Origin of the sequence: Trebonia kvetii (genome assembly GCF_007827045.1) — a bacterium.
Taxonomy (GTDB): domain Bacteria; phylum Actinomycetota; class Actinomycetes; order Streptosporangiales; family Streptosporangiaceae; genus Trebonia; species Trebonia kvetii.
Map to the genome: position 1 here is coordinate 236,314 of NZ_RPFW01000008.1, position 21,359 is coordinate 257,672.

Sequence of the window (21,359 nt, forward strand, 5' to 3'; positions counted from 1 at the left end):
CCGTCAGTCGTCCGCCAGGACGTCTGTCACCGGTTGCGGCTCGCCCAGGCTGGTCGCCGTGGCGCCCCTGCGGACGTACTCACGGCCGGGCGGCCACTGGGCCACGTACTGATCCCCGCTCGCGTCGTCGTAGCGCAGATAGCTGACGTGATCGATGTCGATCGCGAACAGGTGGAAGTGGCTAGGTTCTGGCTTCCAGCCCAGCTTCCGCGCGACCGACTCCGCGTAACGCCGCTGGACACCTTCGTCCTGCTCGTTCAGGGCGTGACCGCGCACCTTGAACTCTCCGTCTCCGCCGTCGCGACTGATGACCACGCCATGCACCAGGACACGCGGATCCCTGAGAAGGTCCATCGCCTTCTGCGAGCGCCACAGCATCGACAGCCACAGGGCGCCGTCCATGATGAACGGCTCGACCGGGCTGAGCCGCGGGGTACCGTCGCGCCGGATGGTGGCGACCAGGACGACACCGGGGCCAAGCAGGCGCTGTCTGCCAACCTCCGCCAGCCGCGGCTGGCGGCGTTCGAATTCGGACCACTTCATGACTCCCCGCTACCCAGAGTCCGCCTCAAGCAACGCGGCGCCGCCCCGCGCCGTAGGCCGGCCGGTCGGGCGGCGTAGGCCAGCCGCGGCTCAGGCCGGAACCTGCACGTCGAGCCATGTCCCGATGCTGCGCGCAAGGGTCGGCATCGGCAGCGACCCGTGATCAAGCACCGCCGCGTGGAACTCCGCGAGCGAGAACGCGGAACCGAGCCGCCGCTGCGCCTCGCCGCGCAGCCGCTCGATCTCCAGCTTCCCCGTCAGGTAGGCGAGCGCCTGTCCCGGCATCACGATGTAGCGGTCGATCTCCGCCGCCATGAACTCGTCCGGCATCGGGACATGATCGACCGCGTACTCCACGGCCTTCTCCCGGCTCCAGCCGAACGCGTGCAGCCCGGTGTCCACCACCAGCCGGACCGCCCGCATCAGCGCCGCGCTGACCGCGCCGAGCCGGCCGCGGTCGTCGGCGAACAGCCCGGTCTCCTCGGCGAGCTGTTCCGCGTACAGGCCCCAGCCCTCGGAGAACACGGAAAGGCTGCGCTGCCGCTGCAGCGCGGGAAGATCGGACAGCAGCTGGAGCCGCGATAGCTGCAGGTGATGGCCGGGCACCGCCTCGTGGAAGGCGACGACGTCGATGTCCCACCCGGTGCCCGCCGTGGGCAGCATGGTGTTGAACCAGAACGTGCCCGGACGGCCCCCGTCCAGCCGCGGCGGCGTGTAGTGCGGCGCCGCCCCGCCCAGGGCGACGACCGACGGCATCGGGGTGACCTCGCACGGCGGCGGCAGGGGAGCGGGGAAGAAGCCGGGCGCCTGCTCCTCGGCGCGCCGCACGGCGGCGAGCGCCCGGGCCACCGCCTCCTCGGGTGCCAGCTTCCCCGCGGATGACCTGATTGCGGCGAACACCTCGTCGCGCCCGGACAGGCCGAGCCCGGCGCCCAGCCGCACGGCCCGTTCCTCGAGCGCCGCGACGTGGTCGAGCCCGGTCTGGTGCAGTTCCCGCGCGGTCAGCGGCAGCGTGGTGAACAGCTGGATCGACCGAGCGTAGTCACCATCACCGCCGGGCAGCCAGTGCAGCCCGGGATGGTCGGACGGCCGGGCGGCGGGCAGCAGTTCCCTGACGGTCTCCACCCAGCGGGACAGCGCGGGGTGCAGCACGTCGGTCACCAGGGCCCGGCGCTCCCGCTCCCACGCCTCGGTGCCTGACCAGCCCTCCGGCGGCCGCGGCGTCAGGACGGGGCTGTCGTCAGGGGCGGCGAGCACCGCCTCGGCCCGGACGATGGCCTGCTCGGCGAGCGCGGCCACCGGCAGCCTGCCGCGCCGTGCGCCGGCCCGCAGCCGCTCGGTGATCTGGTCGAGCCAGTCGCCGGTGCCGCGCAGCCGGGTGAGGTAGGCCTCCGCCGCCGCGTCGTCGACGAGCACCGTCCGTGCCATGACCGCGAGCAGCATGATGGGACCCGAGTACTGCATGGCGGTGACGGTGTACTCGTCCGGCGCAAGGTCTACGGAGGCCACTTCGTGCGCCGCCGCCTCCTTGGTGCAGTCGAGGGTGACGCCGTCGGCCGGGTCAAGTTCCCCGGGGTCGATCGCCGAGGCTTCGGCGAGGAACCCGTTCACCTCGGCGCGCCACGCCTGGTGCCCGGCCTCGCTGTCGTCGGGCAGCAGGTCGTCGTAGCCGGGAATGCCGTAGCTCGTCGCGGCGAACGGGTTGGCGCGCAGCCATCGCTCGTGGAAACGGTCTGCCAGGTCACGTGCTGCTGAGGTCATGGAGCCCTTCCCGGTCGCGGCCCGCGACCGGGCCAGGTCTGCCACCGCAGGCTAGCACGCGCCGAGTTCGGCCCAGACGACCTTCCCCGCCGGGGTCGGCTCCACGCCCCACCGGCTGGCCAGCCTGGCCACAACGCTGAGCCCGTGCCCGGTCGTCACGGGAAACGGGACCGGTTTAACGGATTCGCCCGCCGCCGGCGCGACTGGTGCGAGTGTGACCGAGGCGCGCGCGAGCGGTGCGTTGTCCCTGACCGCGATCCTGATCCTGGTCGCCCACCGGGAAACGATGACGGTGAACGCCGACCGACCGTGCAGCACCGCGTTGGCGGCGAGCTCGGTGACGGCGATCGCGACGCCGTCCGCGAGCACCTGATCCGTCACCGGGTCGAGCAGGCCCGCCACGTAGTGCCGCGCCGCGCGCACGGAGCCGAGTTCGCACGGGAAGCTGCGCGCGTCCGCGGCCGCCCCGTGCAGCCGGCGCACGTCAGCCACCGCGTCAACATGCTCAGGAGCGTCGAGCACGCTGGCCGGGTACCCGCACTGCAGCGAGAAGGGGAACCGCGCGGCGAGCCCGTTCCACAGTTCTTCAAGCTCGATGGCGAGCGAGACCTGCCCGGCCTCCCACAGCAGCGCCACCATCTCGGCGTAGATGCGGATCCGCCGTCCGCCGCAAGCCAGTCCGTCCGCGCCAGCCGCAACAGCCGCGCCGTCCGCGCCGTCCGTGACTTCCTCACCCGGCAGGCCGCCCGCCGACCGGGCCCGGCCGAGCAGGCCGGACGCCGCCGCGGCGAACCGGCCGCCGTCAAGCCGGTCACCGTCGAGAAACGTCCCGAGCAGGCCCGCCGCGTCGACGAGCAGCAGCCGTCCGTCTCGCTCCGCCTCGTCAACCTTGATGCCGGCCGCGGCGAGCCCCGCGACGAACGCGTCCCTGTGCGGCTCTGTCGCCACCACCACGACGCCGTCGCCGGAGCTGATGCCCTCGGCCAGATAACGGCTGACGCTGCCGGCCAGTTCGCCGTCTGCCGGGTAGAACTGGACGACATGGGCCTCTTGCCCACCGGCGAGACGACCACTTCCATGCGACACAGCCCTACCCCTCGCCCCGCAGCGGCGTCTTAAACACCATCTTCGGCGCGAATCCGCTCGCGGCGAGCTTCGTTGCTCGGGTCATGAGGTCCGTAGCACAGTGACATGATGAAGAAACAACATGTGCGCGTCAGCATCCATCGCCCGCCTCATGGCGGGCTTTCGTGACTGTGGCTGTCGGAAGCGCGTAAGCGATAACGAGGTGATGGCCCATGCCGGTGGCGACGACGGAGACCGGGCAGCAGGAGCAGATGCAGCAGTTGCTGGCCGGCCTGACCGCGGTGCGCGGCGGCGACTTCAGCATCCGGCTGCCTGAGGGCGCCGACTCGCTAATGAACGAGATCGCGGCCGTCTTCAACGCCATGAACGAGCAACTCGGCGTGTTCACCTCTGAGGTCACCAGGGTGGCCCGCGAGGTGGGCACCGAGGGCAGGCTCGGCGGTCAGGCGGAGGTGCCCGCCGTCGCGGGCACCTGGAAGGACCTCACCGACTCGGTCAACGCGATGGCGGGCAACCTCACCGGCCAGGTCCGCGCCATCGCCCAGGTCACCACCGCCGTCGCGCGCGGCGACCTGAGCCAGAAGATCACCGTCGACGCGCGTGGCGAGATCCTCGAGCTCAAGAGCACCGTGAACACGATGGTCGACACGCTGTCCGCGTTCGCCGGCGAGGTCACCCGCGTCGCCCGCGAGGTGGGCACCGAGGGCCGCCTCGGCGGCCAGGCGGAGGTGCCGGGCGTCGGCGGCACCTGGCGCGACCTCACCGAGTCCGTCAACTTCATGGCGGGCAACCTGACCAGCCAGGTCCGCAACATTGCCCAGGTGACCACCGCGGTGGCCAAGGGCGACCTGAGCCAGAAGATCACCGTTGACGCGCGCGGCGAGATCCTCGAACTCAAGAGCACGGTGAACACGATGGTCGACCAGTTGTCGGCCTTCGCGGGCGAGGTGACAAGAATGGCCCGCGAGGTGGGCACGGAAGGACGGCTCGGCGGCCAGGCGCACGTGCCAGGCGTCGGCGGCACCTGGCGCGACCTCACCGACTCGGTCAACTTCATGGCGGGCAACCTGACCAGCCAGGTCCGCAACATCGCCCAGGTGGCGACCGCGGTGGCCAAGGGCGACCTGAGCCAGAAGATCACCGTCGACGCGCGTGGCGAGATCCTGGAACTCAAGAGCACCGTGAACACGATGGTCGACACGCTGTCGGCGTTCGCCGGCGAGGTCACCCGCGTCGCCCGCGAGGTCGGCACCGAGGGCCGCCTCGGCGGCCAGGCCGACGTGCAGGGCGTGTCGGGCACCTGGAAGGACCTGACCGAATCGGTCAACGTCATGGCCGCCAACCTGACCGCGCAGGTCCGCTCGATCGCCCAGGTGACCACCGCGGTGGCCAAGGGCGACCTGAGCCAGAAGATCCGGGTCGACGCCCGCGGCGAGATCCTCGAGCTGAAGGACACCATCAACACGATGGTCGACCAGCTCTCCTCGTTCGCCGGCGAGGTCACCCGGGTCGCCCGCGACGTCGGTACCCAGGGCAAGCTCGGCGGCCAGGCGATCGTCCAGGGCGTGTCGGGCACCTGGGAGGACCTGACCGACAACGTCAACGTCATGGCCTCCAACCTGACCGCGCAGGTCCGCTCGATCGCCCAGGTGGCGACCGCGGTCGCCCGCGGCGACCTGAGCCAGAAGATCACCGTCGAGGCGAGCGGCGAGGTCGCCGCCCTCGCGGGGACGATCAACGGCATGGTCGACACGCTGTCCGCGTTCGCCGGGGAGGTCACCCGCGTCGCCCGCGAGGTCGGCACCGAGGGCATGCTCGGCGGCCAGGCGACAGTGCCGAACGTCGCAGGCACCTGGAAGGACCTGACCGACAACGTCAACTCGATGGCCAACAACCTGACCAGCCAGGTGCGGAACATCGCCCAGGTCACCACCGCGGTGGCCAAGGGCGACCTGGGCAGGAAGATCGACGTCGACGCCCGCGGCGAGATCCTCGAGCTTAAGACCACCATCAACACGATGGTCGACCAGCTGTCCTCGTTCGCCGCCGAGGTCACCCGGGTCGCCCGCGAGGTCGGCAGGGAGGGCCGCCTCGGCGGCCAGGCCGAGGTCGAGGGCGTGTCGGGCACCTGGAAGCGGCTCACCGAGAACGTCAACGAGCTGTCCGGGACGCTGACCCGTCAGGTTCGTGCGATCTCCGAGGTGACGAGCGCGGTTACCACCGGGGACCTCACGCGGACCATTTCGGTCGAGGCAGCCGGCGAGGTCGCCGAGCTCACGGACAACATCAACACGATGGTCCGCTCGCTGCGCGAGACCACCGAGGCCAACCAGCAGCAGGGCTGGCTGCAGACCAACCTCGCCAGGATCGCCGGCCTGATGCAGGGCCACCGCGACCTGACCATCGTCGCCGAGCTGATCATGAACGAGCTCATCCCGCTGGTCGGCGGCCAGCACGGCGCCTTCTTCCTCGCCGACACGGCCGACACCGCCGACACCGAACAAGGCCAGACCAGGCTCCGCCTCATCGCCGGCTACGGACTGCCGCCAAGCGGAACGCAAGGCCAGGTGCTGCTCGGCCAGTCGCTGATCGGCCAGGTCGCCAAGACGCGCCGCCCCGTCGTCCTCGACGAAGTGCCCGCGGGCTACGTGAAGATCTCCTCCGCGATCGGCGAGGCCCGCCCGGTCAACGTGATGATCATGCCGATCGTCTTTCAGGACCAGGTGCTCGGCGTCATCGAGGCCGGCTCGCTGTGGCCGTTCACCCAGGTGCACAGGGACTTCCTCGAGCAGCTGATGGAGACGATCGGCGTCAACGTGAACACGATGATCGCCAACGCCAGGACCGACGCGCTGCTCGAGGAATCGCAGCGGCTCACCGGCGAACTCCAGTCACGGCAGATGGAGCTGCAGAGCTCCAATGCGGAACTCGCCGACAAGGCGGCGCTGCTCGCCGCGCAGAACCGCGACATCGAGACGAAGAACAAGGAGATCGAGCAGGCCAGGCAGGAGATCGAGGAACGTGCCAAGCAGCTCGACCAGGCCTCGCGCTACAAGTCGCAGTTCCTCGCCAACATGTCGCACGAGCTGCGCACCCCGCTCAACAGCCTGCTGGTGCTCGCACGGCTGCTCGCGCAGAACCCGCACGGCAACCTCACCGGCAAGCAAGTCGAGTACGCGACCGTCATCCACTCCTCGGGCTCCGACCTGCTGCGGCTGATCAACGACATCCTGGACCTGACCAAGGTCGAGGCAGGGAAGATGGACATCAACCCGGAACGGTTCGCGCTGACCGGCCTCATCGAGGACCTGCGCGGCGTGTTCGGGCCGCTAACCGAGGAAAAGCGCCTCGGCTTCACCATCACCACGGCGTCGGGCGTGCCCGGCGACCTGGTCACCGACAAGCAGCGGCTGCGCCAGATCCTCTACAACCTGCTATCGAACGCGGTCAAGTTCACCGAACGCGGCCGCGTCGAGCTGCGCATCGAGACCGCCGCCGGCCAGGCGCCAGGAACCGGCTCGTGGATCGTCTTCTCGGTCACCGACACCGGCATCGGCATCAGCGAGGAAAACCTCACCAGTATCTTCTCTGCCTTCCAGCAGGCCGACGGCACAACGAGCCGCCGCTACGGCGGCACCGGTCTCGGCCTGGCGATCTGCCGCGAGGTCGCCGCGCGGCTCGGCGGCGAGGTGACCGTGCACAGCGAGCTCGGCACCGGCAGCACGTTCACCCTGCACCTGCCGCTCTCCCAGCATGGCGGCTCGCACGCGCGGGTCATCTCCGGCGACGGCAGCGTCCGGCCGGTGCCCGCCGCCATGTCGCACGAGGCGCTGCGCGGCCACAAGGTCCTGGTCGTCGACGACGACCCGCGCAACGCCTTCGTCCTCACCGACGTGCTCGAAATGCACGGCATGACCGTGGTGCAGGCCACCGACGGCCGCAGGGCCATCGCGGAACTGGCGGCGGGCGACATCGACCTGGTGCTGATGGACGTCATGATGCCGCGGATGGACGGCTACGAGACCACTCGGGCCATCCGCCGCATGCCCCAGTACGCGAGCCTGCCCGTCATCACCGTCACCGCCCGCGCCATGCAGGGCGACCGCGAGAAGAGCATCGACGCCGGCGCCACCGACTACATCACCAAGCCCATCGACATCGAGGAACTCCTCAACTGCATGGAGCGCTGGCTGTAAAGTCCAAAGCCCAAAACCAGAAACCCGGCACCGAACGGTTGCGTGGTTCCCCGCCCACCACACGAGTCTCAGGACCCGAACTGCTGGATGCGGTCCTTGAGCAGGGTGGTCGCTATCGTGGCGCGGTGCGGCTGACCGCGCAGGAACGCGAGGGCGAACTTCTTCGCCTGCTCGTATTCGACCTTGCCGGGCAGCGGCGGCTCGGCCGGGTTGACGTTCACGTCGACGAGAGCGGGACCCGGGTGGTTGAGCGCTCGCGCGATGGCGGGCTTGACCTCGCCCGGCGCGATGACCTTGGCGCCGAGCGCGCCGTTGGCGGTGGCGAAGGCCGCGTAGTCGGCGAACGGCTCGGAATGCCTGACACCGTACTCGGGGTAGCCGAGGACCATCTGCTCCCAGAGGATCTGGCCGAGTGAGTTGTTGTTGTTGATCACGACCTTGACCGGGAGGTTGTGCTTGATGGCGGTGAGGAACTCGGCCATCAGCATCGCGAAGCCGCCGTCGCCCACGAACGCGATGACCTGCCGCCCGGGGAAGGCGTGCTGTATGCCGATCGCGTACGGCAGCCCAGGCGCCATCGTGGCCAGGTTGCCCGACAGGTAGAACTGCCGCTCGCCGCGGATCGTCCAGTGCCGCGCCGCCCAGGTGGCGATCGTGCCGCTGTCGCAGGTCACGATCGCGTCGTCGGCGGCGAGTTCGCTGATCGCGGACATCAGGTACTGCGGCGCGATCGGGTCGCGCTCCGCGTCCTCAAGCGCGGCCATCTTCCCCCGCCAGGTGTTCATCTCCTGCTGGTACTTCTTGAGAAAGTCGTCCGAGGTCCGCTGCTTGAGCAGCGGGAGCACGGCGCGCAGCGTCTCCTTCGCGTCACCGACGACCGGCAGCTCGGTGGGGATGCGGGCGCCCGCGCGGGCCGGGTCGGCCTCGATCTGCGCGCAGCGCACCGCCTTCTGCGGCAGGTGCTTGGTGTACGGGAAGTTGGTGCCGACCATCAGCAGCGTGTCGATCTCGTCCATCAGGTCCTCGGACGGCCTGGTGCCGAGCAGCCCGATCCCGCCGGTGGTGTAGGGCGAGTCGTCGGGTACGGCCGCCTTGCCGGGCAGCGTCTTGACGATCGGCGCGCCGAGGGCCTCGGCCACGGCGAGCAGCTCCTCGCGGGCGTGCAGCGACCCGGCGCCGGCCAGGATGGCGATCTTCTCGCCGTCGTTGAGGAAGTCGGCGAGCCGCTGAATCTCCTGCGCGGCGGGAAGCCCCGGCGCGGCGAGGTAGACGGCCGAGGTCTTCGGGTTGCTCGCCGGGGCCACGTGCTGCCAGGGATCGGCGCCGGCGTCGGCGACCTGGATGTCGTTGGGGATCGTGATGTGCGCGACGCCGCGCCGCGCGTAGGCGGTGCGGATGGCCATGTCGGTCACCGCGGGGATCTGCACCGGGTTGGAGATCATCATGTCGTACTCGGCGACGTCGGCGAACAGCCGATCGAGCGCTACCTCCTGCTGGTAGCCGGTGCCGAGCAGGGACGTCTCCTGCATCCCGGTGATGGCGAGCACCGGGACGTGGTCGAGCTTGGCGTCGTACAGCCCGTTAAGCAGGTGAATGCCGCCGGGGCCCGAGGTCGCCAGGCAGACGCCGATCCGCCCGGTCGCCTTCGCGTGCGCGGTCGCCATGAACGCGGCCGCCTCCTCGTGGTGCACCAGGACGAATTCGAGCTTGTCCCGGTGCCGCCGCAGGCCTTCCATGATCCCGTTGATGCCGTCGCCTGGCAGCCCGAAGACGGTATCGACGCCCCAGTCGATGAGGCGCTCCACGAGCGCCTCTGACGCTATCTGTGCCATCGCTGCCTCCCGTTGCTGAAGTTCTAGGCCCGACTGTCCACCGAGGCCGGGTCCTAGGCCGACTGTCCACCGAGACCGGGCTCAAACATGACCATGCCCGCCGGGCGCGCGGGGGGAATGCGCGCCAGGCGGGCACGGAGCCAGCGGACCGGGGGGACGGGCGGCCGGCGACCGGGTGGGCCCGGTGAGGATGGCCCACCCGGAGCTGTCAGGCCGCCATCGCGGCGGCGTCCACAGCAGTGCCGTAGACAGCGAGCGTCTCGTGCGCGATCCGGTCCCAGGAGTAGCGGGACTTCGCCCGGTCGGCGGCGGCCACGCTGAAGGCCTCGAGCATCATCGGGTGCGCAAGCAGCTGGCGGATCCGCTGCGCGAGCAGGGCCGGACGGCCCGGCGGGACCAGGATGCCGGTGGTGCCGTCCACCACGGCGTCCACGTAGCTGCCGACCGCCGAGGCGATGACCGGCGTCCCGCAGGCCATCGCCTGCAGGGCGGTCTGGCCGGACGGATCGTAGTCGCTGACGCTGACCATCAGGTCGGCGGAGCGCAGCAGCGGTGGCAGGGCGTCGCGGCCGACGTGGCCGACGAACCGCACCTGGCCGCCCACGCCGAGGGTGTCGGAAAGCTTGGCGAGACGGCGGAAGCCGAGGTCGTCGCGGAGCCGCTCGCGCGGCGGGCCGCCGGCCACGACGAGCTCCGCGCCCGGCACCTTGGCCATCGCGCGCAGCAGGGAGTCAAGCGCATCGTGATCGTGCAGGTCCGCGATGGTCACCAGGCGGGGACGCGCGCCGCGGTCGGCGACCGGGCCCTCGGGGGTGAACTCCTCGGTGTCCACGCCCCACGGCACGATCCTGATGGACCGGCGCGGCACGCCGAGCCTGGTCAGGTCGTTTTCCTCGTCGGAGCTGCCGGCGACCACGGCGTTCGCGCTGCGGCCGATGGCGGGCTCGAGCCGCATCCGCTCGGGGCCGGCGTCGCCGGACGCCACGCGGTGGCGCCGCTCGGCGACGCTGAGGGAGTCAAACGACTGCACCACGGGGATGCGCAGGTTGCGGGCGGCGGCCAGGGAGGCCAGTCCGCTGGTCCAGCGCAGCGCGTGCACCACGTCGGGACGCTCGCCGCGCCACCGCTCGTGCAGCGGCTGGCTGAACGCCGGGACCTGCGCGAGCAGGTCAGACTCGCCAAGCTTGTCAGCGGCCGCACCCATGTACTCGACCGTGACACCGGGGGAAACCTCGGCACGGTCCGGCAACGTGGCGCTGTGCCGCTGCGCGTACACCGTCACCCGGTGGCCGTTGCTCGCCAGCGACCTGCTCAGCTCGCGCAACCGTGAGTCGGTGGCCGACCCGGCAGTGCCGCAAGAAGCTGAGCCGGAAACTGTCTCAGCAGAAACGGGGTCGCCGGACATTGACGTGGCGTGCTGTGCTACCAGGGCGATCTTCATACCAGGTCTCCTCACCGCGGGAATTCCCATCACGGCGAGCGAGTCGAGCGGCCTGGAAGCTTGAGCGTGAAAATAAAAAAGTGGGCCACGCGAGCACGCACGCCATAGATGGCGTGGAACGTGCCTGCGTCGTAGGCACCACTGGAAAGGATCATATCCCCCGGGGGGCCGGAGTAAACAGCCGACGGGAGAAATTTTATCCCGCGCTGGCTTCGCTGACGCTCGGGTAAACCGGAATTAGCTGGTCAGCGGCGGTAAGCCGAAGCATCTTGGCGACCGGATCCCGCGGGCCCGCGAGGGCGAGCACGCCCCCCTGGCGGTCCATCGCCCGGTTGGCGCGCAGGATCACGTGCAGGGCCGAGGAGTCCATGAAGCGCAGGCCGGACAGGTCGATGATCAGCGAGCGCGGCAGCTTGGCCACCTCGGCGTCGAGCACCTCGCGTAGCGCGTCGCTGTTGGTCACGTCGGCCTCGCCGCTGAGCTTCACCAGCGTGTAAGGCTCACTGTCCGACTCGACCGTCGCGACAGATGTCGTGAGCAGGTCCACACCCGTGTTGTACCACATGAACTGGGACGCCGTTGCTCCTCAGTGCCCGCCGTTCGGTGACGGCAGCGCCATGTGCATCCGGATGGTCGTCCCGCTGGAGTCGGAGTTGAGCTCCACGAAGTCGCAGACCTGGTAGACGAGCCAGAGACCGTGCCCGCCGGTCGCGTCAGGCGCCGGCCTGACCTGGCCCGCGAGCGGGTCGGTGATGGTCCCCTCGTCGCGGATCTCGCACACGATCTCCCGCTCGTTGTGCCAGATGGCCAGGGTGCCCGACGACTTGGTGTGCCGCAGCGTGTTGGCCGCCACCTCGCTGACCGCGAGCACGAGGTCGCTGGCTCTGCCCTCGGCGAGGCCGGCCTCCCTGGCGCGCTCGAGCACGAGGGCGCGGACCTCGGAAAGGTCCGAGCGGTATGTGTGGTACATGGCATCATTCGTCGGCACGGGCAGTCGCACCTCTTGGCTGCGGCTGCGGCTGCGGCTGGGCGAAGCGGGAACTCCGGTCTGACGATACACCGGCGTTATACCGCCGAAGCCGAGACCGCGCGAGTCCGGCACTGCCCGTCCCGGCGTCGTTTCGGCGCCGGTCTGGCCGGTCCCGGTGACTGAGCTGGCACGATGCAGCGCAATACCCGCTCATCGGCACCTCAAACAATCGCGCCCGCACGTACCGCCCATAAGAGCCGGGCGCCCTCCCGGACTTCCGGTGACCCGGACATGGCGCTACAAAAGGACCATGACGACAAGCAGCCCCCACTCTTCAGGCAGGCCCGCTACCTCAGGCAGCTCCGCGACGTCAGGCAGGCGCAGCGCGACCTGGTTCGCGGCGACGGGGCGGGCCGGGATGAACCACCGGTCGTGGATGCGCAGCCAGGGGTTCACCTCCGAGGTGTTCGACGGCAGGCCGGTGATCGGGATCGCGACCACCTGGTCGGAGCTCGCGCCGTGCAACGTGCACCTGCACCGGGTGGCCGAGTCGGTCAAGCGCGGGGTGTGGCAGGCGGGCGGCTTCCCGCTTGAGTTCCCGGCGATGGCCCTGGGGGAGACGCTGCTGCGGCCGACGGCGATGCTGTACAGGAACCTGCTCGCGATGGAGGCCGAGGAGCTCATCCGCGCCAACCCGCTCGACGGGGTGGTGCTGCTGTCCGGCTGCGACAAGACGACGCCCGGCCTGCTGATGGCGGCCTCAAGCGTGGGGCTGCCCGCGATCATGGTCACCGGCGGCCCGAAGCTGAACGGCAAGTACCAGGGAACCGACGTGGGCTCAGGCACCGCGGTGTGGCGCTGGGAGGAGGATCTGCTGGCCGGCCGGATGACGCAGGAAGAGTGCGCGTTCGCCGAGGGGTGCATGTCACGGTCTGACGGGCACTGCATGACGATGGGCACCGCGTCCACGATGGCGTCGATGGCCGAGGCGCTCGGCATGCAGCTGCCGTACTCGGCGTCCTGGCCGGCGGTGGACTCCCGGCGCTACGAGACCGCGCAGCGGGCGGGGCAGGTCATCATCGACATGGTGGAGAACGACCTGACCCCGGCGAAGATCATGACCAGGGAGGCGTTCGAGAACGCGATCAAGGTCAACGCCGCGATCGGCGGGTCCACCAACGCGGTCATCCACCTGCTGGCCATCGCGGGCCGGCTCGGCGTGCCGCTGCGGCTCGACGACTTCGACACGCTGATCAGGGACGTGCCCACACTGGTCAACCTGCAGCCGAGCGGCAAGTACCTGATGGAGGACTTCTGCTACGCGGGCGGACTGCCCGCGGTGATGCGCGAGCTCGGCGGCCTGCTGCACGCCGGCGCGCTCACCGTCACCGGCAAGACCGTCGCGGAGAACGTCGCCGACGCGCCCTGCTGGAACCGCGATGTCATCATGCCGATCGATTCGCCGTTCCAGGAGGCGGGCACCGGCACCGCGGTGCTGCGCGGCAACCTGGCGCCGGACGGCGCGGTCATCAAGCAGTCCGCCGCGTCGCCGCACCTGCTCAAGCACCGCGGCCGCGTCCTGGTCTTCGACTCGCCCGAGGCCTACTACGCGGTGGCCGCCGATGCGGACCTCGATGTCGACGAGAACACCGTCCTGGTGATCCGCTACTGCGGCCCGAAGGGCTATCCCGGCATGCCGGAGACCGCCAACGTGCCACTGCCCGCAAAGCTGCTCAAGCGCGGCGTCAAAGACATGGTACGGATCTGCGACGGCCGGATGTCCGGCACCGCCTACGGCACCGTCGTGCTGCACGTGGCGCCCGAGGCGGCGGCCGGCGGACCGCTCGCCATGGTCGCCACCGGCGACTGGATCACCATCGACGTCCCCGCCCGCGCGCTCACCCTGGAGGTGCCAGACGACGAGCTCGCGCTGCGCCGCGCCGCGTGGACCCCGCCGCCGCGCCCGGTCACCCGCGGCTGGACCTGGCTCTATACCGAACACGTCCAGCAGGCCGACACCGGCTGCGACCTGGATTTCCTCATCGGGGCCAGCGGCTCGGAGGTCGGCCGCGACTCGCATTGACCAGCGACGATGCGAACATTAGTGCGCAGTATAGCGCCGATAACTTCATCTGATAATTGACAGTGCGTTTTGCCCGGTGCGACGGTTAGCACAAGGCCGGGCGGGCACCGGGTGCCCGGCGATCGGTCAACGCGGAGGTGCTGTCGTGCTGCGGGCGGAAGAGAACGAGATCCTGACCAGGGTCGGGCCGGGAACGCCGATGGGCGACCTGCTGCGCCGCTACTGGACGCCGGCCTGCTTGACGGCGGAGATTCCGGAGCCGGGCGGCGCGCCGCTGCGGGTGCGGCTGCTCGGCGAGAACCTGGTCGCGTTCCGCGACACCCGCGGCCGGGTCGGCCTGGTCCAGGAGAACTGCCCGCACCGCGGCGCGTCCCTGTACTTCGGCCGCAACGAGGACGCCGCGATCCGCTGCGTGTACCACGGCTGGGCGTTCGACGTGGACGGCAAGTGCGTGGACATGCCGAGCGAGCCTGCGCCGTTCTGCGAGAAGGTCCGGATGCGCGCCTACCCAGTGCACGAGTCCGGCGGGATCGTCTGGACCTACATGGGGCCGCGCGAGACGATGACCCCGTTCAGGGATTTCGGCACCGACGGGGCCGACGCGAGCGAGTTCATCGCGGCAAAGCAGCACTCAACGTGCAACTGGGTGCAGGCCATGGAGGGCAACCTCGACACGTCGCACATCTCGCACCTGCACCAGTTCGACGCGATCGACGACATTCCCGACGACGGCTCCGACAAGCCCGGCTATCCGTCGAACTGGATGTCATGGAAGTTCTGGCGGCATGACAGGGCACCGCGGCTTGAGGTCGATGACACCTGGTACGGGTACCGGTACGCGGGCATCCGGACCACGCCGAACGGCAACACGCACGTGCGGATCACCGCCTACGCGCTGCCGTACTCGACCATGGTGGCGTCCATTCCGTTCAGCTCGGGCCAGGGCCTGTTCGTGCCGATCGACGACGAGAACTGCTGGCGCTACATCCTCATGTCACGCGCCCGCAGGAACCCGCGCGACCTCGGCGGCGCCAACCTCTTCGCCGTGCCCGGCGCCCCGTTCACGGTGCCGACGCAGCGCGGAGCCGGCGGCATCGTCGCCCGCGAGTACACGGCGGAGAACGACTACCAGATCAACCGGGAAGCGCAGCGCTACGGCATCTTCAGCGGCGTCTCCGATTTCGTCAGCCAGGACCTGATGGTGACCGAGTCGATGGGCCCGATCTACGACAGGACACAGGAGCAGCTCGGCTCGACCGACCGGGCGGTCAGCCGGATGCGGCACCTTCTGATCTCGGCGGCCAAGGGCCTCGCCGAGGGCAAGGAGCCCCCGGCGCTCACCGGCGACTTCACCTCTATCCGCGGCGCGGAGAAGATCCTCGAGCCGGACGAGGACTGGCGCGCCCTCGGCACCGGCGCGGACCCGGTCATCCAGGAGGCCTTCGACCTCTAGGAAGTGCGCCGCGAACTAGGACAAGATGGCCGGCTCTTCGCCCCTGGGAGAGCTGGCCATCTGCTGCGCTGAACCGCCCGCCTGACCAGCGGGCCGACCGGCCGCAGCCCTACCCGTCACTGACCTGTCCACACCTGACCGCTGCCGGTCCCGCGGGGGTAACTGACGCTACCGCGCCGCGTTACGCGCGAGTAACGTGTGCGACGTGGGAGAGACGACGTGGCTCGACGCCACCGCACAGGCAGAACTTGTCCGCCGCGGCGAGGTAAGTCCCGCGGAACTGGCCGAGCAGGCCATCGCCAGGATCGAGACGGTCAATCCCAAGCTGGACGCCGTGATCCGCACCAGGTTCGACGAGGCGCGGCTGGAGGCCGCGGGCGACCTGCCCGACGGGCCGTTCCGCGGTGTGCCGATCCTGCTGAAGGACCTGGGCTGCACGGTCGCGGGCGAGACGACGGCGTTCGGCATCGGGCCGCTGCGCGACGTGGCGTTCCCGTTCACCTCTTACCTGGCGGAACACTTCCGCGCGGCAGGCTTCGTACCGCTCGGGCGGACCAACGTGCCCGAACTCGGCACCACGGTGACCACCGAGCCGAAGAGTTTCCCGCCGGCGCGCAACCCATGGAACCCGGATCATTCGACCGGCGGCTCATCGGGCGGCTCGGCCGCCGCGGTGGCGGCGGGCCTGGTCCCGGTGGCGCACGCCAACGACGGCGGCGGCTCCATCCGCATCCCGGCGAGTGAGTGCGGCCTCGTCGGGCTCAAGCCGACCAGGGGACGGGTGAGCCAGGGCCCGCTGATCGGCGAGGCATGGGCGGGAAGCACGATCGACGGCGCGGTCACCCGCACCGTCCGCGACGCGGCGGGCATCCTCGACGTGATCGGCAAGCCCATGCCTGGCGACCCCTACTACGCGCCGCCGCTGCCGCGCCCGCTGGTGCAGGAGGTTGGCGCCGACCCGGGCAGGCTGCGCATCGGCTGGCTCGACCGGCCGGGCCTCGAGGGCTACCTCGACGACCCGGAGTGCCGCGCCGCGGTGGCTGGCGCCGCCCGGCTGCTCGAATCGCTCGGCCACCACGTCGAGGAGTCGGCGCCGGCGGCCATGTACGACCAGGAGATCATCGGGCATTTCAACACGATCATCGCCGCCGACACCGAGGCGACCATGCGCGCCTTCGAGCTGCTGATCGGCCGCCCGATCGGCGAGGACGAGATAGAACCGCGCAACGTCGCCTACCGGCGGGCCGGCAAGGACCTCGGTGCGGTGGCCTACCTGCAGAGCCGCTCCTGGCTCGAGGCCTGGGCCCGCCGCATGGCGGACTGGTGGACCGGCCACGACCTGCTGCTGACGCCCACCGTCGGCGCGCCGCCGCCCGAGCTCGGCTGGTTCACCGCAGCGGGCCCCGAGGAGGAGGGCGTCAGGATCATCAGCTTCATCCCCTACACGGCGCAGTTCAACATGACCGGCCAGCCGGCCATCAGCCTCCCGTTGCACTGGACCCCGGGCGGCCTGCCGGTCGGCGTCCAGCTGGTCGCCGCCTACGGCCGCGAGGACCTCCTGGTCCGCGTCGCCAGCCAGCTCGAGCAGGCTGCCCCCTGGAGCGACCGCCACCCGCCCATCCACGCCTGACGGGCGACCAGCCGGCCGTCGTCACGGAGCGGCGGCCGGTCAGTGGCCGGCGATCTGGCCGCCGTCGATGTGCAGGATCTCACCGGTGATGTACGGCGATGCCTCGAGGAACAAGATGCCGTCGACGACGTCGCTGACCTGGCCGACGTGCCCGAGCGGAGGAAGCCGGTCGCCGAGACCCGCATAGCTTTCCGCCGGATGTGCGGGCGTCTGGATGATGCCAGGCGAGACGGCGTTGACCCGGATGCCGCGGGAGGCGTACTCGACGGCAAGCGACCGGGTGGCCGCGGCCAGGCCGCCCTTGGTCAGCGCGGTCAGCACCGAGGGCTCGCCGGAGCTCGGGCGTTCCGCGATGGTGGCCGAGATATTGACCACGTGGCCGCCGCGCCGCCTGAGCATCTCAGCGATGGCCCGCTGGGTAAGCCAGAAGAACCCGTTGATGTTGACACCGACCACCTGGGCGTAGTCCTCGGCGGTGTAGTCGGTGAACGGCTTTGACACGTAGACACCGGCGTTGTTGATGAGCGTGTCGATTCGGCCGAATCGTTCGATTGCCCCGCTGACGATCCGCTCGGCGGTGACGGGGTCGGCGATGTCGCCTTCGATGGCGAAAACGCCGGGGTCCGCGGCCGGTTTCATGGCGCGGGCGCTGGTTACCACGCTCCAGCCTTGCCCGCGGTAGGCCGCGACCAGGCTCGCGCCGATGCCCTGGGAGCCGCCGGTGATAATGGCGACCTTCTCGCCTGCCCGGTTCATGGCGTTCCCATCAGTTCCCCTCGACGGGCGAATAGGTGACCATCACGTGGTCGGGGTTGTCGGCGACCTGCAAGATGACGTGCGAGTACTCCACGGGCCCGAAGCGAGGATGCCGCAGCTTCTTCACGCCCTCGCCGCCGATGGCGGTCACGTCATGGGCCGGCCACCAGTCGCGGACCTGCGGGCTTTCCCGCTGCAGCTCCTCGATCAGCCGCGCGACGCTCGGGTCGCCCGGGTGCCGCGCGGCGGCGAGCCTGAAGCGGCCGAGCATCGCCCGCGCCTCGGGCTCCCACTCCAGGTAGATGTCCCTGGCGGCGTCGCTGGTGAACATCCAGCGCACGAGGTTGCGCTCGCCGGAGCCGCCAGCGCCGGCTGACCCGCCCGACCAGTCGCCGAACAGCTCGCGCGCGGCCGGGTTAGCGGCGAGCACGTCCCAGCGGCGGCCCTTGACCATGGTGGGGTACGGCTCGAGCCGCTGCACGAGATCGTCGACGCCGGGGCCGAGCCGCTCGCGCGGCGCAGGCGGTGCCTCATCGGAACCGTAGGCGAGGGTCAGCAGGTATCTCCGCTCGGCGGCCGTCATCCGCAGCGCGGCGGCCAGCGCGTCGAGCACCTGCTCAGAAGGCCGCGCCTGGCGGCCCTGCTCGAGGAACGTGTAGTAGGTGACGGACACGTTGGCGAGCTGCGCGACTTCCTCGCGGCGCAGCCCAGCTGTCCGCCGCCGTGTGCCTGGCGGCAGCCCGACGTCGGCGGGCGCGAGCCGCTCGCGGCGCGACCGCAGCAGTTCGCCGAGCGCTTGCGGATCTCCGGCGGAGGCCATGACATCCAGCCTAGTGATGGCGTTACTAGTAATGAAGCGCTCTGGTTACCGCCGGTGGCCCTTCCTAGGGTTGGCGGCATGACAACAGTCTCGATCCCAGTCTCCGACGGCACCCTGCTGCCCGCCTACCTGGCCAGGCCCGCTACCGCCGCGGCCACCGGCGTGATCGTCGTGCACGAGCTGTTCGGGGTGAATCCCGGTATCGCGGCCGTGGCCGACGACCTCGCCGGAGCAGGGTTTCTCACGGTCGCGCCCGAGTTCTACCACCGGTCCGCGCCGGCCGGCCGCTGGCTGCCGCGCGACGGCGCGGGCCGCGCGGAGGGCTTCGGCTACCTGAACGAGCTGACCCGTCAGCACGCGCTCGACGACACGGCAGCGGCCATCGCCTGGCTGCGCTCCCAGCCGCGGATAGAGCGCATCGCCATGCTGGGCTTCAGCGCGGGCGGGCACCTGGCGTTCCTCGCGGCCTGCTCGCTCGACATCGACCGCACCGCCGTCCTGTACGGCGGCTGGCTGACCGTGACGGACATACCGCTGAGCCAGCCGGCCCCGACGCTCGACCTGGCACCGGGCATCAAGGGACGCCTGCTGTACCTGGTCGGCGAGGACGACTTCCTGATCACTGCCGGGCAGCGCAGGGAGATCGCCGCAGCGCTGCGCGCGGCCGGCCCCGGCCATGAGGTGGTGAGCTATCCGGGATTGCACCATGCGTTCTGGTGGCCGGACACCCCGGAGTACAGCAAGCAGGCCAGGGACGACGCGTGGACGCGCGTGCTGGCGTTGTTCGCCTCGTAGACCGCCTCGTAAACCGCGCCGCGGGACCGCGCTGGCCTGGCCTTATAGCCTCGAACCGTGCCTCGAACCCGCCACGTCAGGCGGGCGGCACCGCATGCGCCGACCCCCGCTTGGCGAGCCGCTCGCGCTGCGGCACCAGCGTGTACTTCGGGTCGCGCGCCGAGGCCATCCCCGCGTGGAAGACGCCGAAGCGGGTCGCCGCGGACGCGGCCATCAGCGCGGCGCCCGACACCGCTGCCACCACGCGCCGGGGAACGCCGGCTGGCACCAGGGGAGTGCCGGACAGCGCCGCCCCGGTCGCGCCGATCGCGCCGAGTACCTGCCCCGCCCTGATGTACGCACCGCCGCGCCCGGAGTGGTACGGCTCGGCGATCATCCCGATCCGGTGCGTCATCCGTTCGAAGGCGAGCATCTCCATGACCTGGCCGGCAAGCGCCAGGTTCCGCGCCGGCTCCGATTCGTCCGACCGCGCGGCGAGCAGGCCGAGTCCGCCCGCGGCCATGGCGGCAGAGCCGGCGAACACGAACGGCATCTCCGGGTAGCCGTCATGCCAGGCGGGCACGGCGGTGTCGCCGATCAGCACGGCGGTGTACGCGGCCACGCCGGGACCGAGCAGCGCCGCACCCGCGGTGGCCGTGGCGCCGACCCGGGGCAGTCGCCCCGTCAAAGCACAAACGGCCGCCACCCCGGCGGCGGGCAGGTAGCCGCCGAGCAGCCAGGACCCGACGCTCATCGGCGAGGTCACCTTGAACACCCGCATCATGTTGAAGAACCGGGCCGGCCGGCCGAGGTCGTGCACGAGGGCGACCACCGAGACGAGGCCCGCCGCGAGCGCGCCGGTCTTCGCGGTCCTGGCGAGACCGGGACGGCCGGTGAGGTCGGCGCCCGCGGCGAGCAGCGAAGACCCGCCGGCGAGACCGCCGAGGAAGAAGTAACCCGCGATTTCCCGCGCCTCCCAGACCGGCGGGTTGAGCACCGGCTTGCCGTAGTAGGAGGTGAACTCGGCCTTCGGCACCATCGGCCGTTCGCCCCGCCGGCCGCCCCGCCACCGCCGCACGCCGCTGCGCTGCGCTACCCCGCTCATCGCCGCCCCCCAGCGCCAAGGCGCCCGATGCCGAGCCGCTCGCCGAGCGCGCTAGCCGCGAACGACGCGGCTGCGAGGGCGCCGAGCGCCGCGGCCGCCGCTCCGGCATGCCGCCACATCGAGGGCAGGTCCCGCGTGGTCACCACCGGATCCGGTGGCAGGCCGTACACCTCGGGCTCGTCGAGCAGCAGGAAGAACGCGCCGTCGCCGCCGACGCCGTCCGACGGGTCGTGCCCGTACAGCCGCGCGCCCGCCTCGCCCGCCGCGTGCAGGTCCGCAAGCCGTGCGGAAGCCCGTATCCGCAACTCATCAAGCGGCCCGAACTGGATCGAGTCGGTCGGGCATGCCTTGGCGCAGGCCGGCTCCAGGCCGGCGCCGAGCCGGTCGTAGCACATCGTGCACTTGAAGGCCCGGCCGTCCTCCTCGCGCTGGTCGATCACCCCGTACGGGCAGGCAGGAATGCAGTAGCCGCAGCCATTGCACACGTCCGCCTGCACCACCACGGTGCCGAACTCGGTGCGCATCAGCGCCCCAGTCGGGCACACGTCGAGGCAGGCGGCATGCGTGCAGTGCTTGCACACGTCCGACGACATCAGCCAGCGCAGCGAGCCCGGCCGCCCAGAAGAGCCATCCGCTGCACCGTCCGGCACGGTAACCGGCCGCTCCTGCTCGATGAACGCCACGTGCCGCCAGGTGTCGGCGCTCAGCCCCACCGAGTTGTCGTACGACATCCCGGTGAGCGCGAGACCGTCCTCGGGCACACCGTTCCACTCCTTGCACGCCACCTCGCAGGCCTTGCACCCGATGCACACCGAGGTGTCGGTGAAGAAGCCCATCCGCGGCTGCCCGCCCGGATAGCTGTCCATCCCATCCGGCCCGGATGGTCGAGGTCCGATGGTCACGTCCACG

General features: G+C 70.5%; 16 protein-coding genes. 5 read left to right on the top strand and 11 right to left on the bottom strand.

The annotated features are described in order from the left end of the window. Positions 1-3: 3 nt before the first annotated feature. From EAS64_RS35780 to EAS64_RS35790, 3 genes are all read right to left on the bottom strand, one after another. Positions 4-543 (bottom strand): pyridoxamine 5'-phosphate oxidase family protein, encoded by a 540-nt coding sequence (locus EAS64_RS35780; RefSeq protein WP_145860394.1) that lies wholly within the window; start codon positions 541-543, stop codon positions 4-6. Between the two features lie 90 nt (positions 544-633). Next, positions 634-2,304 (bottom strand): DUF885 domain-containing protein, encoded by a 1,671-nt coding sequence (locus EAS64_RS35785; protein ID WP_145860395.1) that lies wholly within the window; start codon positions 2,302-2,304, stop codon positions 634-636. A gap of 51 nt (positions 2,305-2,355) precedes the next feature. Next, on the bottom strand, positions 2,356-3,390 hold the full coding sequence (locus tag EAS64_RS35790; RefSeq protein ID WP_145860397.1) for an MEDS domain-containing protein: 1,035 nt from the start codon (positions 3,388-3,390) through the stop codon (positions 2,356-2,358). A gap of 212 nt (positions 3,391-3,602) precedes the next feature. Between EAS64_RS35790 and EAS64_RS35795 the strand changes: the two genes are divergently transcribed. Further along, a complete protein-coding gene (locus EAS64_RS35795) occupies positions 3,603-7,586 on the top strand; it encodes a HAMP domain-containing protein (protein ID WP_145860399.1) in 3,984 nt (1,327 codons plus the stop codon). 68 nt (positions 7,587-7,654) lie between these two features. Here the strand turns inward: EAS64_RS35795 and EAS64_RS35800 are convergent, their stop codons facing one another. From EAS64_RS35800 to EAS64_RS35815, 4 genes are all read right to left on the bottom strand, one after another. Continuing rightward, positions 7,655-9,418 (bottom strand): thiamine pyrophosphate-dependent enzyme, encoded by a 1,764-nt coding sequence (locus tag EAS64_RS35800; protein ID WP_145860401.1) that lies wholly within the window; start codon positions 9,416-9,418, stop codon positions 7,655-7,657. Between the two features lie 208 nt (positions 9,419-9,626). After that, a complete protein-coding gene (locus EAS64_RS35805; RefSeq protein WP_187366422.1) occupies positions 9,627-10,859 on the bottom strand; it encodes a glycosyltransferase in 1,233 nt (410 codons plus the stop codon). 196 nt (positions 10,860-11,055) lie between these two features. Next, positions 11,056-11,424: an STAS domain-containing protein gene (locus tag EAS64_RS35810; RefSeq protein WP_145860406.1), complete on the bottom strand. Its 369-nt coding sequence runs from the start codon at positions 11,422-11,424 to the stop codon at positions 11,056-11,058. A gap of 21 nt (positions 11,425-11,445) precedes the next feature. Then, positions 11,446-11,847: an ATP-binding protein gene (locus EAS64_RS35815; RefSeq protein ID WP_145860407.1), complete on the bottom strand. Its 402-nt coding sequence runs from the start codon at positions 11,845-11,847 to the stop codon at positions 11,446-11,448. A 292-nt stretch (positions 11,848-12,139) separates the two neighbouring features. On the opposite strand from EAS64_RS35815, the gene EAS64_RS35820 reads away from it, so the two are divergent. From EAS64_RS35820 to EAS64_RS35830, 3 genes are all read left to right on the top strand, one after another. After that, positions 12,140-13,912 carry an IlvD/Edd family dehydratase gene (locus tag EAS64_RS35820; RefSeq protein ID WP_145860408.1) on the top strand — a complete coding sequence of 591 codons (1,773 nt, stop codon included), beginning with the start codon at positions 12,140-12,142 and terminating at the stop codon, positions 13,910-13,912. Between the two features lie 145 nt (positions 13,913-14,057). Next, positions 14,058-15,365, top strand: coding sequence for a Rieske 2Fe-2S domain-containing protein (locus tag EAS64_RS35825; RefSeq protein WP_145860410.1), 1,308 nt, complete (start codon positions 14,058-14,060; stop codon positions 15,363-15,365). 205 nt (positions 15,366-15,570) lie between these two features. Then, positions 15,571-16,995 (top strand): amidase, encoded by a 1,425-nt coding sequence (locus EAS64_RS35830; protein ID WP_222849854.1) that lies wholly within the window; start codon positions 15,571-15,573, stop codon positions 16,993-16,995. A 39-nt stretch (positions 16,996-17,034) separates the two neighbouring features. Here the strand turns inward: EAS64_RS35830 and EAS64_RS35835 are convergent, their stop codons facing one another. Then, a complete protein-coding gene (locus EAS64_RS35835) occupies positions 17,035-17,751 on the bottom strand; it encodes an SDR family NAD(P)-dependent oxidoreductase (protein ID WP_145860414.1) in 717 nt (238 codons plus the stop codon). A 10-nt stretch (positions 17,752-17,761) separates the two neighbouring features. Continuing rightward, positions 17,762-18,571 (bottom strand): helix-turn-helix transcriptional regulator, encoded by an 810-nt coding sequence (locus tag EAS64_RS35840; RefSeq protein ID WP_145860416.1) that lies wholly within the window; start codon positions 18,569-18,571, stop codon positions 17,762-17,764. 78 nt (positions 18,572-18,649) lie between these two features. Between EAS64_RS35840 and EAS64_RS35845 the strand changes: the two genes are divergently transcribed. Further along, a complete protein-coding gene (locus EAS64_RS35845) occupies positions 18,650-19,366 on the top strand; it encodes a dienelactone hydrolase family protein (RefSeq protein ID WP_145860418.1) in 717 nt (238 codons plus the stop codon). A 76-nt stretch (positions 19,367-19,442) separates the two neighbouring features. Here EAS64_RS35845 and nrfD read toward each other — a convergent pair whose 3' ends face one another. Next, entirely contained in the window at positions 19,443-20,450 is a 1,008-nt protein-coding gene (gene nrfD / locus EAS64_RS35850) for an NrfD/PsrC family molybdoenzyme membrane anchor subunit (protein WP_145860420.1), read from the bottom strand. Next, positions 20,447-21,316: a 4Fe-4S dicluster domain-containing protein gene (locus EAS64_RS35855; protein ID WP_222849875.1), complete on the bottom strand. Its 870-nt coding sequence runs from the start codon at positions 21,314-21,316 to the stop codon at positions 20,447-20,449. The genes nrfD and EAS64_RS35855 overlap by 4 nt, the downstream gene beginning before the upstream one ends. Between the last annotated feature and the right edge of the window lie 43 nt (positions 21,317-21,359).